Source organism: Streptomyces sp. NPDC004667 (assembly GCF_040609475.1).
GTDB lineage: Bacteria > Actinomycetota > Actinomycetes > Streptomycetales > Streptomycetaceae > Streptomyces.
Genome location: NZ_JBEXKC010000003.1, coordinates 148,724 through 161,677, shown reverse-complemented (window position 1 = coordinate 161,677; position 12,954 = coordinate 148,724). Strand labels below are relative to the sequence as shown.

12 protein-coding genes are annotated in these 12,954 nt (G+C 73.5%); 7 read left to right on the top strand and 5 right to left on the bottom strand.

What is annotated here, in order from left to right; translation table 11 throughout:
• Positions 1-22 precede the first annotated feature (22 nt).
• The 5 genes from ABZW32_RS02860 to ABZW32_RS02840 all read left to right on the top strand — a co-directional run bounded on the left by ABZW32_RS02860 (position 23) and on the right by ABZW32_RS02840 (position 5,135).
• Entirely contained in the window at positions 23-808 is a 786-nt protein-coding gene (locus tag ABZW32_RS02860) for an electron transfer flavoprotein subunit beta/FixA family protein (RefSeq protein ID WP_030232828.1), read from the top strand.
• 58 nt (positions 809-866) lie between these two features.
• Positions 867-1,829 (top strand): electron transfer flavoprotein subunit alpha/FixB family protein, encoded by a 963-nt coding sequence (locus ABZW32_RS02855; RefSeq protein WP_356210306.1) that lies wholly within the window; start codon positions 867-869, stop codon positions 1,827-1,829.
• Between the two features lie 182 nt (positions 1,830-2,011).
• Positions 2,012-3,310 (top strand): aldolase, encoded by a 1,299-nt coding sequence (locus ABZW32_RS02850; protein WP_356210303.1) that lies wholly within the window; start codon positions 2,012-2,014, stop codon positions 3,308-3,310.
• A gap of 344 nt (positions 3,311-3,654) precedes the next feature.
• A complete protein-coding gene (locus ABZW32_RS02845) occupies positions 3,655-4,248 on the top strand; it encodes a hypothetical protein (RefSeq protein ID WP_356210300.1) in 594 nt (197 codons plus the stop codon).
• Positions 4,245-5,135: a hypothetical protein gene (locus ABZW32_RS02840; RefSeq protein WP_356210297.1), complete on the top strand. Its 891-nt coding sequence runs from the start codon at positions 4,245-4,247 to the stop codon at positions 5,133-5,135. The genes ABZW32_RS02845 and ABZW32_RS02840 overlap by 4 nt, the downstream gene beginning before the upstream one ends.
• Here ABZW32_RS02840 and ABZW32_RS02835 read toward each other — a convergent pair.
• On the bottom strand, positions 5,129-6,166 hold the full coding sequence (locus tag ABZW32_RS02835) for a LacI family DNA-binding transcriptional regulator (RefSeq protein ID WP_356210294.1): 1,038 nt from the start codon (positions 6,164-6,166) through the stop codon (positions 5,129-5,131). The two genes, ABZW32_RS02840 and ABZW32_RS02835, sit on opposite strands and share 7 nt — an antisense overlap.
• Positions 6,167-6,319: 153 nt before the next feature.
• Between ABZW32_RS02835 and ABZW32_RS02830 the strand changes: the two genes are divergently transcribed.
• Positions 6,320-7,354, top strand: a complete 1,035-nt coding sequence (locus tag ABZW32_RS02830; RefSeq protein WP_356210291.1) for an NUDIX domain-containing protein — start codon at positions 6,320-6,322, stop codon at positions 7,352-7,354.
• 135 nt (positions 7,355-7,489) lie between these two features.
• Here the strand turns inward: ABZW32_RS02830 and ABZW32_RS02825 are convergent, their stop codons facing one another.
• Both ABZW32_RS02825 and ABZW32_RS02820 read right to left on the bottom strand, forming a co-directional pair.
• Positions 7,490-8,926, bottom strand: a complete 1,437-nt coding sequence (locus tag ABZW32_RS02825) for an MFS transporter (protein WP_356210288.1) — start codon at positions 8,924-8,926, stop codon at positions 7,490-7,492.
• Positions 8,923-9,918: a class I SAM-dependent methyltransferase gene (locus tag ABZW32_RS02820; RefSeq protein WP_356210285.1), complete on the bottom strand. Its 996-nt coding sequence runs from the start codon at positions 9,916-9,918 to the stop codon at positions 8,923-8,925. The genes ABZW32_RS02825 and ABZW32_RS02820 overlap by 4 nt, the downstream gene beginning before the upstream one ends.
• A 78-nt stretch (positions 9,919-9,996) precedes the next feature.
• On the opposite strand from ABZW32_RS02820, the gene ABZW32_RS02815 reads away from it, so the two are divergent.
• Positions 9,997-10,593: an XRE family transcriptional regulator gene (locus ABZW32_RS02815; protein WP_356210282.1), complete on the top strand. Its 597-nt coding sequence runs from the start codon at positions 9,997-9,999 to the stop codon at positions 10,591-10,593.
• Positions 10,594-10,642: 49 nt separating this feature from the next.
• On the opposite strand, the gene ABZW32_RS02810 is transcribed toward ABZW32_RS02815, so the two are convergent.
• Both ABZW32_RS02810 and ABZW32_RS02805 read right to left on the bottom strand, forming a co-directional pair.
• Positions 10,643-11,344: an MBL fold metallo-hydrolase gene (locus ABZW32_RS02810; RefSeq protein WP_356210279.1), complete on the bottom strand. Its 702-nt coding sequence runs from the start codon at positions 11,342-11,344 to the stop codon at positions 10,643-10,645.
• 181 nt (positions 11,345-11,525) lie between these two features.
• Positions 11,526-12,890 (bottom strand): dipeptidase, encoded by a 1,365-nt coding sequence (locus tag ABZW32_RS02805; RefSeq protein WP_356210276.1) that lies wholly within the window; start codon positions 12,888-12,890, stop codon positions 11,526-11,528.
• Positions 12,891-12,954: the final 64 nt, after the last annotated feature.

The window sequence follows — 12,954 nt, the reverse complement described above, 5'->3', positions numbered from 1 at the left end:
ACGATGCGGTAGGAGAGTCGGCGTGAGCCTGAGGATCGTTGTCTGTGTGAAGTACGTGCCCGACGCCACCGGTGACCGGCACTTCGCCGATGACCTGACCGTGGACCGCGACGACGTCGACGGCCTGCTGTCGGAGCTCGACGAGTACGCCGTCGAGCAGGCGCTGCAGATCGCCGACGAGGCGGACGACGCCGAGATCACCGTTCTGACCGTGGGCCCCGAGGACGCCAAGGACGCGCTGCGCAAGGCGCTGTCGATGGGCGCCGACAAGGCCATCCACGTCGAGGACGACGACCTCCACGGCAGCGACGTCATGGGCACCTCCCTGGTGCTCGCCAAGGCGATCGAGAAGGCCGGCTACGACCTGGTCATCACCGGCATGGCGTCGACGGACGGCACCATGGGTGTCCTCCCGGCGATCCTGGCCGAGCGCCTGGGCGTCCCGCAGGTCACGCTGCTGTCCGAGGTCAAGGTCGAGGACGGCACCGTGACCGGCCGCCGCGACGGCGACTCCGCGAGCGAGCAGCTGGAGGCCTCCCTCCCCGCCGTCGTCTCCGTGACCGACCAGTCCGGCGAGGCCCGCTACCCGTCCTTCAAGGGCATCATGGCCGCCAAGAAGAAGCCGGTGGAGTCCTGGGACCTGGACGAGCTGGACATCGAGGCCGAAGAGGTCGGTCTCGAAGGCTCCTGGACCGCGGTCGACTCCGCGGCGCAGCGTCCGGCCCGCACCGCCGGCACGATCGTCAAGGACGAGGGCGAGGGCGGCAAGCAGCTGGCCGAGTTCCTGGCCGGCCAGAAGTTCATCTAAGAACTTCAGCCCCCTCAGTAGCCCCCCAGACACTTCGCAATCGCAGGAGAGCAGTCCCATGGCTGAAGTTCTCGTCTACGTCGACCACGCGGACGGCGCCGTCCGCAAGCCCACCCTCGAGCTGCTGACGCTGGCCCGCCGCATCGGCGAGCCCGTCGCCGTCGCCCTCGGCGCCGGTGCCGAGGCCACCGCCGCGGTGCTCGCCGAGCACGGTGCGGTCAAGGTCCTCACCGCCGACGCCCCCGAGTTCACCGAGTACCTCGTCGTACCGAAGGTGGACGCGCTCCAGGCCGCGTACGACGCCGTTTCCCCGGCCGCCGTGCTCGTCCCGTCCTCCGCCGAGGGCAAGGAGATCGCCGCCCGCCTCGCCGTGCGCATCGGCTCCGGCATCATCACGGACGCCATCGACCTGGAGGCCGGTGACGAGGGTCCGGTCGCGACGCAGGCCGCCTTCGCCGCGTCGTTCACCACCAAGTCCCGCGTCTCCAAGGGCACCCCGGTCATCACCGTGAAGCCGAACTCGGCCCCGGTCGAGGCCGCTCCGGCCGCCGGTGCCGTCGAGGCGCTCGCCGTCACCTTCGGCGCCCTGGCCACCGGTACCAAGGTCACCTCGCGCACCCCGCGCGAGTCGACCGGCCGCCCGGAGCTGACCGAGGCCGCGATCGTCGTCTCCGGCGGCCGTGGCGTCAACGGCGCGGAGAACTTCCACATCATCGAGGACCTCGCGGACTCCCTCGGTGCGGCGGTCGGCGCCTCCCGCGCCGCCGTGGACGCCGGCTGGTACCCGCACTCCAACCAGGTCGGCCAGACCGGCAAGTCGGTCTCCCCGCAGCTGTACATCGCCTCCGGCATCTCGGGCGCGATCCAGCACCGGGCCGGCATGCAGACCTCGAAGACCATCGTGGCCATCAACAAGGACGCCGAGGCCCCGATCTTCGACCTGGTCGACTACGGCGTGGTCGGCGACCTCTTCGAGGTCGTCCCGCAGCTGACCGGCGAGATCAAGGCGCGCAAGGGCTAAACCCCGGGTCACTCGCTGACCTGCGTACTCTCCGCCTCCGGGGCCGTGTGGTGATTGTCACCGCACGGCCCCGAGTCGTTTGTCCAGGACGGCGGAGGCACCATTGACGGAGCGGAACCCCGTGGCTAAATTCTGCTATGCGGATCTAAGCTTCCGTGAAGCGGAAAAGAGGAGAGTGCACGATGGGTCAGCAGGAGAAGGTGGCGACGAGCCTCGCAGGCGCGGTCAGCGAGGGCATCAGCGCCTCCCTGGCGCCGGTGGACGCGGAACTCGCGCGTCACTACCCGGGCGACCCCGGCACCCGTCAGCCCATCCACACCGTCTACGTGCCGGGTGACGTCTTCGCCGCCGACACCATCCGCTCCTGGGGGGACCAGGCCCTGGCGGCCCTCGACGAGCACGCCCCGGACGCCGCCACCTTCGCCAAGGTGCTCGGCATCTCCGACGAACTGGCCGTCCCCGTCTACGACCGCGTCCGCGCCAAGCTCGCCTCCGAGCCCATCGAGGACCTCCGCGTGGACTTCGAGGACGGTTTCGGCGTCCGCTCCGACGAGGAGGAGGACCAGGCCGCGGCCCGCGCCGCCCGCCTCGTCTCCGAGGCCTTCGCCAACGGCACCAACGCCCCGTACATGGGCATCCGCATGAAGTGCATGGAGTCCAACGTCCGGGACCGCGGCATCCGCACCACGGACGTCTTCCTCTCCGGCCTCCTGGAGCACGGCGGCCTCCCCGAGGGCCTGGTGCTGACCCTCCCCAAGGTCACCTACGCCGAACAGGTCAGCGCCTTCGTCAAGCTGCTGGAGGCCTTCGAGACCAGCCGCGGCCTGCGCCCCGGCCGGATCGGCTTCGAGATCCAGATCGAGACCAGCCAGTCCATCCTGGCCTCGGACGGCACCGCCACCGTCGCCCGGATGATCGAGGCCGCCAAGGGCCGCGCCACCGGCCTGCACTACGGCACCTTCGACTACAGCGCCTGCGTCGGCGTCTCCGCCGCGTACCAGGCCAGCGACCACCCGGCGGCCGACCACGCCAAGGCGATCATGCAGGTCGCGGCCGCCGGCACCGGCGTACGCGTCTCCGACGGCTCGACGAACGTCCTGCCGATCGGCACCACCGACAAGGTCCACGAGGCCTGGAAGCTCCACTACGGCCTCACCCGCCGCGCCCTGGCCCGCGCGTACTACCAGGGCTGGGACATGCACCCGGGCCACCTCCCGACCCGCTACGCGGCGGTGTTCACGTTCTACCGCGAGGGCCTGGAAGCCGCGGCCGCGCGCCTCAAGGCCTACGTGGCCAAGATCGAGGGCGACGTGATGGACGAGCCCGCCACCGCGAAGGCCCTGGCCGGCTACCTGGTCCGCGGCCTGGACTGCGGCGCCGTCGGCACCGACGAGGTCACCGCCCTGACGGGCCTGACCCGCGCCGAACTCGACGCCTTCGCGATCCCCCGCCGCTCGGCCACCCTGACGGCCACCGCCTGACCGGCCTCCGCCTGACCGGCCTCCGCCGACACCTGACCCGCAGCCCCGCCCGGACGCTTCCGGCCGGGGCTGCGGTGCGTTCGCGGCACTTCTGCCGACCAAGGATGAAATGACCTGGTCCAGGGTGATTGTGGACCCTGGCGAATTCTCTGAGGTGCCCCAAGGGGGGGCGGGGCCTGCCGGAGGATGGCGGCACCTGACGACAGGGCAGGAAGAAAAAAGGACGAGGGGCCCGGTCTGCCGCCGGGGATGCCGAGAGTGCGGGACATGCCCCGGCTGCTCGGGGCCATCGCGCAGAAGACGACCGCTTCACCTACGCGGCCCGGTTCGACGCGGTCGACGAGGTGACGGAGACGGACCTGCTGGCCACACTGCTGGTGATCCGGGAACTCCGCGAAAAACTCCAGGCCGACGAAGCCGACCTGCTCCGCGTCGCCCGGCGCAAGAGGGTCACCTGGGCCCGCCTCGCCAAGGCCCTGGGGCTGAAGTCCAGGCAGGCCGCCGAACGCCGCTTCCTCCGGCTGCGTTCCGACCTCGACGGGGCCGACGGCAAGCCGCTCCGGCAGGCGGATCGGGTCGCCTACGCCCGTTCCCTGCGCGACCGGCCCGACGAAGCCGCCCGGCCGCAGCCGCCGGACGCGCCCGGCGCCGCGCTCGCCCGGCGCCTGACGACACTGCCGGACCTGGAGGTGAGGGAACCCGCCTGGTGGGGTGAGCTCGCCGATGCCCTGGCCGCTCTGGCGGCGGTGGAGACGAGGGGCGACGGGAACGGGAGCCCGGAATACGCCGCCGTATGGCGCAGCAAGTACGCCCAGCGGCTCTCCGAGCTGCTCCACGAGGCCCGGGACCCGGAGAAGGTCGACCTGAGCGGCCACCCCGGTCTGCTGGCGGAGATCCACGAGTTCTGCGCGGCGGCGGAGACCGCCGGCCCGTCATGAGCACCGCCGGCCCGCTCGGCCGGGACCTGGCCGAAGACCTGGCGGTCGAGCTGCTCATGTGGCTCCTGGAAGCTCCGGCCGCCACCGGCGCACAGCTGGTGCTCGGCGATTTCGTCGCCGACGACGAACAGCGCGCCGGGCGGGCCGACGCGGCGGCCCGCATGCTGAGGAACAGGGGCCACGTCACGTTGGAGTACACGTTCGGCGCCGCGCTCGTGGCGGCGACGCAGGCCGGGCTGGCCGAAGCCGAGAGGGTCGTGCGGGACCGGGGGAGCGTGGACCGCCAGCTGGAGTACCTCCTCGGCGAACTGCTGCGCCAGGCCGCCGGGGCTCCCTGCGGCACGGTCGGACTGGGGCCGTTCCGTGCCGGGACGCGTTTCCTCGGCGTCCCCGTCCACCCCGGAATCCTCGACAGGGCCGTTCGCTACCTGGTGGACCGCCGGCTGGCCCGTCTCCTGACGGCGGACGGGAAGCCGGCGACCTTGATGCTCACTCCACGCGGCGAGGACTGCGCCGTCTCCACTCTGACCGTGAGGCAGTACATGAACGACCAGCAGCAGACGGCGGCACCGGCTTTCACCCAGAACGTCTACGGGGGAGCTGCCGCCCAGGGAGTGGCCTTCACCCAGAACGTCGGTCGCTCCGAGACGGAGACCGCCCTGCTCATCGGACGGTTACGGGTCCTGCTGAGCGAACACGGCCTGCCCGGGCCCCTGTTCGACGGGGACATCGAGGTGCTCCAGGACCCGGACCAGGCCCCGGCCCGCCGGGCGGGGGCCTGGCGCCGGATCAGGGCGAGGCTGCTCCAGGAGGCGCCCGCACTGGCCGGCCAGGCGGTCCTGCTGGGGATCGACCACGCCCTGGCGCCGCTGCTCGGAGCTCAGTAGAGCGGGGGGAGTTCGCCCGAGCCGCGGGGGATCAGGCGGGTGGGGAGTTCGATGCGGGACGGGGGCAGGGTGGCGCCGGCCAGGCGCTGGAAGAGGCGGTCCGTGGCCACCCGGCCCAGGGCCGCCGCGTCCTGGGCCACCACGGTGACGCCCGGACGCAGCAGGTCGGCCAGCTCGAAGTCGTCGAAGCCGACCAGCGCCACCGGGCGCGGGTGTTCGGCCAGGACGCGGACCACCGTCACGGTCACCCGGTTGTTGCCCGCGAAGACCGCCGTCACCGCCTCGGGTCCCTCCAACATCGACCGGGTCGCCGCCGTGACCCGGCCGGGGGCCGTCGCGCCGAGCGACACCCACGCGTCGGCCACCGCCAGACCCGCCCGGCCCATGGCCTCGCGGTAGCCGCGCAGACGTTCCGTGGCGGTGTGGATGCGGGGGTCGTCGCCGATGAACCCGATCCGCCGGTGGCCGCCGGCGATCAGGTGGGCCACCCCGTCCCTGGCGCCGCCGAAGCTGTCGGAGAGGACGACGTCCGCCTCGATCCGGCCGGCCGGCCGGTCCACGAACACCGTGGCCACGCCCGCGCGGATCTCGGGCTCCAGGTAGCGGTGGTCCTCCCCGGCCGGGATCACGATCAGCCCGTCCACCCGGCGGGCGCACAGCGCGAGCGCCAACTCCTTCTCGCGGTCCGGGTCCTCGGCGCTGGAGCCGTTGATGAGCAGGGCGCCGTGGGCCCGGGCGACCTCCTCGACGGCCCGGTTGAGGGGACCGTAGAAGGGGTCGGCGAGGTCCTCCAGGACCAGGCCCACGGTCGCGGTACGGCCCTTGCGCAGCACGCGCGCGCTGTCGTTGCGGCGGAAGCCGAGGGCCTCGATGGCCTCCTGCACCCGCCGCTCGGTGTCGGGGGTGACCCCCGGCTCGCCGTTGACGACCCGTGAGACCGTCTTCAGTCCCACGCCGGCCCTGGCCGCCACGTCCTTCATGGTCGGCCGGTTGCCGTAGCGGGGCTCGGACGGCTGGCGGGTCTGCGGCACGGCGGGGGAACCTCCGGAGGTGACGGGGGCGGGGCTTCGATCCCGCCGCTGACCTTGAGGATAAGCACTCGGCCGGTGAGCGGGTTTCCGTGGCAGGGTGGTGCGGGCAAGGCACAGGGGGTTCGGAGGCGAGCCATTGGGAGAGGGGTAGACGTGATTGTCTGGATCAACGGCACGTTCGGTGCCGGGAAGACCAGCACGGCGCGCGAACTGGCGGGGCTCCTGCCCGACGGCACCCTGTACGACCCGGAGGTCGTGGGCGACGCGGTGCGTCGGCTCCTGCCGCACAAACGCCTGGCCGAGGTCTGCGACTACCAGGACCTGCCGAGCTGGCGGCGGCTCGTCGTGGACGCGGCCGCGGCGATGCTCGCGGAGCTGGGCGGGGTGCTGGTGGTGCCGATGACACTGCTGCGCCAGGAGTACCGCGATGAGATCTTCGGTGGCCTGGCCGCGCGCCGGATACCGGTGCGACACGTGCTCCTGGCCCCGGCTGAAACGATCCTGCGGGAGCGCATAGCACGGCGTCAGGAGGCGGAGCCCGAACCGGCGGACCCCCGGGACAAGACCTGGGCGTACGACCACATCCCGGTGTACCGGCAGGCCCTGGGCTGGCTGACCGCCGACGCGCACGTCATCGACAACGGTCCGCTGACGGTACGGGAGACCGCCGAGCGGATCGCCGAGGCCGTCCGCACCGACGCGGCGGGGGTCTGCGACATCGTGCAGACCCCGGAGCCGACGCGGGAGACGGTGGCGGCGGGGGTGCTGCTCTTCGACGACCGGGACCGGGTGCTCCTGGTGGATCCGACGTACAAGCCGGGCTGGGAGTTCCCGGGCGGCGTGGTCGAGGCGGGCGAGGCACCGGCGTGCGCGGGCGTACGGGAGGTCGCGGAGGAGCTGGGTCTGACGCTGGACCGTGTCCCGGGGCTGCTCGTGGTCGACTGGGAGCCGCCCCGCTCACCCGCCTACGGAGGCCTGCGACTGCTGTTCGACGGCGGCCGGCTGACGGAGGCGGACACGGCGCGCCTGCGGCTCCCGGGGCCGGAGCTGCGCGCCTGGCGGTTCGTCACCGAGAGGGAGGCGGCCGGGATGTTGCCCCCGCAGCGCTACGAACGGCTGCGCTGGGCCCTGCGCGCCCGCGAGCGGGGCCACCCGCTGTACCTGGAGGCGGGCCGCCCGACACCGTGACACCGGTTCACGCCCCGCCACCCGGGCCGCCCGCCCCGGTCGGCGGGGCGTGAACCGTCCCCGGAGGCCGGAGACCGGCGTGCGCGTGGGCGCGGAGGGAGGTCCGGGCGCGGCATCGGCGGCCGGGCGGCCCGTTCACCCGACCAGGCCCGCGCCGTCCGGCACGCCCGCGGCCCGTCGGCCGCCGAGGGAGCGGCCGTACGCGGCGAGGGCGAGGGCGGCCGTGATCAGGGCGGCGGCGACCGCGAAGGTGGTCCGGGTTCCCGTGGCGACGGCTTCCGGGCCCGCCGTCGTGATGTCCGCCGCCGACGAGGCGAGGGCGAACACGGCGCCCATGACCGAGGCTCCGGTGACGAGCCCGAGGTTGCGCGACAGGTTGAGCAGGCCGGAGACGACGCCCCGCCGGTCCGGGTGGACCTCCGCCATGACGGCGGTGTTGTTGGCCGTCTGGAACACCGCGTAGCCGAGGGTGACGACCGCGAGCGGGCCCACGTAGCCGGGTATGCCCAGCCGGGCCGGCAGCAGCGACAGCAGGCCGGCGCCGGCCGCCATGACGATGAGCCCGGCGAACGTCGTCCGCCGCGCACCGAACCGGTCCACGAGGCGGCCCGCCGGCACACCGGCCGCCGCGGCGACCAACGGTCCCGCCGACAGGACGAGTCCGACGAGCGCCGTGTCGAGCCCGAGCGTGCGCGAGAGGTAGAACGGGCCGACCACCAGGGTCGACATCATCACCGTGGAGACGAGTGCGCTCATGGCGAGGCTCGTGCTCAGCACCGGATCGCGGAACGCCGCCGGCCGGATCAGCGGCGAGGCCGCCCGCGCCTCGACGCGTACGAAGACCACGGCCCCGCAGCCCGCGCCCGCCAGCAGGACGAGCGTGAGCGGGCCGAAGGAGCCGCCGCCCCGGGTCAGGGCGAGCGCGTACGCGCCCAGGGTCGCCGCGAGCAGCAGGGTGCCCAGGCGGTCGAAGCGGGCCCGCCCCGCCCGGGACTCACGCCGGTCGGCGGGCAGGTGCCGCCGCGCCAGGAGGAACGTGATGACGCCCAGCGGGACGTTGACGAGGAAGATCGCCCGCCAGCCGGGTCCGGCGAGCAGTACTCCGCCCAGCGACGGGCCCAGGGCGGTGCCGATGGCCGAGGTGGTGCCGAGCAGCCCCATGGCCCGGCCGGTGGCCTCCTTGGGGACCGTCTCGCCGACGAAGGCCATGGTGAGGGCCATCATGACGGCCGCTCCCAGGCCCTGCGCCGCCCGCGCGGCGATCAGCAGCCACAGGCCGGGAGCGACCCCGCACAGGACCGAGGCCCCGGTGAACAGCAGGATGCCCGCCAGCAAGAGCCGCCGCCGCCCGATGAGGTCACCGAGCCGTCCGACGCTGACGATCAGGGTGGTGACGGCGAGGAGGTACGCGAGGACGATCCACTGCACCTCCTGGAAGGAGGCGTCGAACGCCTGCGCCAGGGCCGGCAGGCCGACGTTGGCGATGCCGGTGCCGAGCGAGGACAGCAGCATGGACAGGGCGAGGCCCGCGAGGGCCCACCGCGCCGCGGGCCGTGGTCGCGTCGGCTTCATCGGGCCGGACGCGTTCCGGCGAAGACGGTGGCCGCCGACAGCAGGAAGACGTCGGGGCGCCGCAGGAGGCCCTCCGGCGCGGCCGGGTCGAGCAGCCGGTCGAGGGTGTCCATGTCCGGCGCGTCCAGGGAACCGTCCGAGGCGTCCCGCAGCCGCGTCAGCTGGGAGTGCAGGAAGTCGCGGCCCGGCTCGCCCAGGGGGGCGGGCAGGTCGAGCAGGGTGGTGAAGGCGCCCACGCCCGTCAGCCCGGCGCGGCGGAGCATCGCGGGCCAGTCCTCGACCACGGGGACGCTGCCGGGCAGGCTGGTCCGCATGGCCTGGTACCGGTCCTCCTGCAGGGCGTCGAGCCGGGTCTGCAGCCCCGGCCTGCCGAAGCCGAGGTCGCGGGGGAGGAAGCGCATCGGCAGGCCGCCCTCCGCGACGGCGAGCGTCCCTCCGGGGCGCAGCACGCGGGCCAGGGCGTCCAGGGCGCCCTGCTGGTCGCCGAGGTGGTGCACGGCCTTGCTGCTCCAGACCAGGTCCGCCGTGCCGAGGGCGTCCTCGGCCAGGCCCTCGGGCAGCCGGGCGTGGCGGACGCTCACCCGGCCGGCGAGGCCGAGGCGCTCGGCGCGGGCCAGGGCGCGGTCGAGCAGCGCGGGCGTGCCGTCGACGGCCACGACCTCGGCGTCCGGGAAGGCCTCGGCGAGCACGCAGGTCATCACGCCGGGACCGCTGCCGATGTCGAGGACGCGCCGGACCTGACGGCCGGGACCGACGAGTTCGCGCAGGCGGGCCGCGGTGCTCCGGTGGGCCGGGAGGTGCAGCTCGCCACCGGTCTCCAGGTGGGTGGCCAGGCGTTCCCAGTCGAGGTCGTCGGCGACGACGTTGTGGGTGTGGCCGTGGCCGCTGGTGTGGGAGGGGGCGGGGGTGTGGGAGTCGCCGTGCCGGTGGGCGTGGCCCGGGGCGTGGCCGGGGTGGTCGTGGTGCTGTCCGGGATCCTTCGGTGCGTTCATGCCGAGGAGGGTGCGTCCGGCGGAAGGGATCCGGCAACTCCTGTTGCCGATTCCGGGAAACCGGGGTGGAATGCCCGCATGGACACACCGGCCCCCTACCAGACCGTCCTCGACGAGGTGGCTCCCCGGCTCAAGCGGCTGCGCGCCCAGCGCGGCCTCACCCTGGCCGCCCTCTCCGAGGCGACCGGCATCTCCAAGAGCACCCTGTCCCGCCTGGAGGCCGGGCAGCGCCGTCCGAGCCTGGAGCTGCTGCTCCCGCTCGCCGGCGCCTACCGGGTCCCCCTCGACGACCTCGTCGGGGCGCCGGAGGTGGGGGACCCCCGGGTCCGGCTGAAGCCCCACCCCCTGCCCCACGGCGGTACGTTCGTACCTCTGACGCGGAGTCCGGGCCCCCTCCAGGCGTACAAGATGATCATCACGGACCGGGGTTCCGAACCCGACCGCCGCACGCACGAGGGCTACGAGTGGCTCTACGTGCTCAACGGCCGACTGCGGCTCGTCCTCGCCGACCACGACCTCGTCCTCGGGCCCGGCGAGGCGGCCGAGTTCGACACCCGTCTGCCCCACTGGTTCAGCAGCGCGGACGGGCAGCCCGTCGAGGTCCTGAGCCTCTTCGGGAGGCAGGGCGAGCGCATGCACGTACGGGCCAGGCCCCAGGGCACGGGCGGGGACTGACGCCGCTCCACCCGGTCTGCGGGTCTGCGGGTCCGCGGGGCCCGGCCGCTCAGCCCGCGTGCGCGGGGGCCTGCGCCGCCGCCCGGAGGGTGGCCGCGGTCTCCGTCACACAGGGGTCTCCGTGGCCGAAACAGGCCAGTTCCGGGTCCAGGGCGGCCAGCCGCCGGAACGAGGCGAGTGCCTGGTCCCGGTCCACGTTGAACACACCCGGCATCACCTGTCCCACCCCCGCGACGCAGTCACCCGTGAACAGCACCCCGTGGCGCGGCAGATGGACGCCGATGCTGCCCGGGGTGTGACCGGGGGCGTGGACCACGACCGCCCCACCGCCGAACGGCAGCACCTCCCCGTCCAGGAGCTCCCGGTCGACCGGGGTGGGCGGGGCCTCGGGAACCGTGAGGCCGTGCGCGTAGAGGGGGACCTCCCAGTCCAGCAGCACCGGTTCGGGAACCGGCTGCTCACCGCGGATGACCGGGGCGTCCAGCCGGTGCGCCGCCACCTCCGCGCCCCGGCGGGCGGCGAGCTCACCGGCGGCGCCGACGTGGTCGCGGTGGCAGTGGGTGAGGACGATCCGTTCCAGCCGTTCGGGCGCGAGGCCGAGGGAACGTATCGCCTCCTCGATGGCGTCGGCGGACCCGGCGTGTCCGGCGTCGATCAGCGTCAGGGCCCCCTCGTCCTGCCAGAGGTAGGCCTGGCCGATGGGGAAGCGCAGCATGTGGAGCCGGTTCGGGATGACTTCGACGAGTTCCATGCAGCGAACGTAGGCACCCGGCCCCGGCCCCCGCGCGCGACTTCGCCGGGAGCGGAGTACGCGCAGAGCGCAGGGTCCACGGGAACCCGGGGCTCCGGGCGTCCGGGCCTCCCAGCGTCCGTGCGCCCCGGGAGGGCGACCCGGCCCGTGCGTCCACGGGCCGGGTCCGTGTCCGCGGGAATCAGCCGCGCTTGGAATCCGCGTAGTTGACGAGGAAGAGGGCCTCGGCCACCGACAGGCGCTCCAGCTCCTCCGGGGAGACGCTCTCGTTCACCGCGTGGATCTGCGCCTCCGGCTCGCTCAGGCCGATCAGCAGCATCTCCGCCTGCGGGTACAGCGACGTCAGCGTGTTGCAGAGCGGGATGGACCCGCCCATGCCGCTGACCTGCATCTCCTGGCCGGGGTACGCGACCTGCATGGCCGCGGCCATCGACGCGTACGCCGGGCTGGAGGTGTCCGCCTGGAACGGCTGCCCCTGACCCACGACTTCGAGCTCCAGCTTCGCCTGCCACGGGGTGTGCGCGATCAGGTGCGCCTCCAGCAGCTTGATGGCCTCGGCGGTGTCCACGCCCGGCGGCACGCGCAGGCTGATCAGCGCACCCGCGCTCGCGTGCACCGAGGGGGTGGCGCCGACCACCGGCGGGCAGTCGATGCCGAGCACGGTGACGGCCGGACGGGCCCACAGCCGGTCCGCGATCGTGCCCTCGCCGATCAGGCCGACCCCGTCCAGCACCTTGGCGTCGGCCCGGAAGTCCGCCTCCGGGTACTGGAGGCCCTCCCACACCGCGTCCGAGGCCAGTCCGTCGACGGTGGTCGAACCGTCCGCGGAGCGCAGCGAGTCCAGCAGCCGGATCAGCGCGGCCAGCGCGTCGGGGGCGACGCCGCCGAACATGCCCGAGTGCAGGTTGCCGCCCAGCGTGTCGATCTTCACCTTGACCAGGGTCATGCCGCGCAGGGTGGCCGTCACCGTCGGCAGGCCCAGGCGGAAGTTGCCCGCGTCGCCGATGACGATGGTGTCGGCGGTCAGCAGCTCCGGGTGCGCCTCGGCGTACTGCTGGAGGCCGCCGGTGCCCTGCTCCTCCGAGCCCTCGACGATCACCTTCACGCCGACGGGCACGCCGCCGTTCGCCTTCAGCGCACGCAGCGCCAGCAGGTGCATGATGAAGCCGCCCTTGCAGTCCGCAGCGCCGCGCCCGTACCAGCGGCCGTCGCGCTCGGTCAGTTCGAACGCGGGGGAGACCCAGGCGTCGTCGTCCAGCGGGGGCTGGACGTCGTAGTGGGCGTACAGCAGGACGGTCGGGGCGCCCTCGGGGCCGGGCAGGAAGCCGTACACCGACTGGGTGCCGTCGGGGGTGTCGAGCAGGGCCACGTCCTGGAACCCCTCGGCGCGCAGGGCGTCGGCCACCCAGTTCGCGGCGCCCTCGCTCTCGCTCTTGGGGAACTGCGCCCAGTCCGCGACCGACTGGAAGGCCACCAGCTCGGTCAGCTCCGCCTTGGCGCGGGGCATCAGCGAGGCGATGGTCTCGGCGATCGGATTCTGGGACATGGGCACGCTCCTCGTGGGTGCGACGTTGGTGTATGTGCCGGGGTGCGGCGAAAGTAAGGCGAAA

Excerpts from the sequence above, each read along its gene's own strand:
- ABZW32_RS02855 (WP_356210306.1), top strand. The coding sequence starts at position 867 with ATGGCTGAAGTTCTCGTCTACGTCGACCACGCGGACGGCGCCGTCCGC.
- ABZW32_RS02850 (WP_356210303.1), top strand. The coding sequence starts at position 2,012 with ATGGGTCAGCAGGAGAAGGTGGCGACGAGCCTCGCAGGCGCGGTCAGC.
- ABZW32_RS02840 (WP_356210297.1), top strand. The coding sequence starts at position 4,245 with ATGAGCACCGCCGGCCCGCTCGGCCGGGACCTGGCCGAAGACCTGGCG.
- ABZW32_RS02825 (WP_356210288.1), bottom strand. The coding sequence starts at position 8,926 with ATGAAGCCGACGCGACCACGGCCCGCGGCGCGGTGGGCCCTCGCGGGC.
- ABZW32_RS02820 (WP_356210285.1), bottom strand. The coding sequence starts at position 9,918 with ATGAACGCACCGAAGGATCCCGGACAGCACCACGACCACCCCGGCCAC.
- ABZW32_RS02815 (WP_356210282.1), top strand. The coding sequence starts at position 9,997 with ATGGACACACCGGCCCCCTACCAGACCGTCCTCGACGAGGTGGCTCCC.
- ABZW32_RS02810 (WP_356210279.1), bottom strand. The coding sequence starts at position 11,344 with ATGGAACTCGTCGAAGTCATCCCGAACCGGCTCCACATGCTGCGCTTC.
- ABZW32_RS02805 (WP_356210276.1), bottom strand. The coding sequence starts at position 12,890 with ATGTCCCAGAATCCGATCGCCGAGACCATCGCCTCGCTGATGCCCCGC.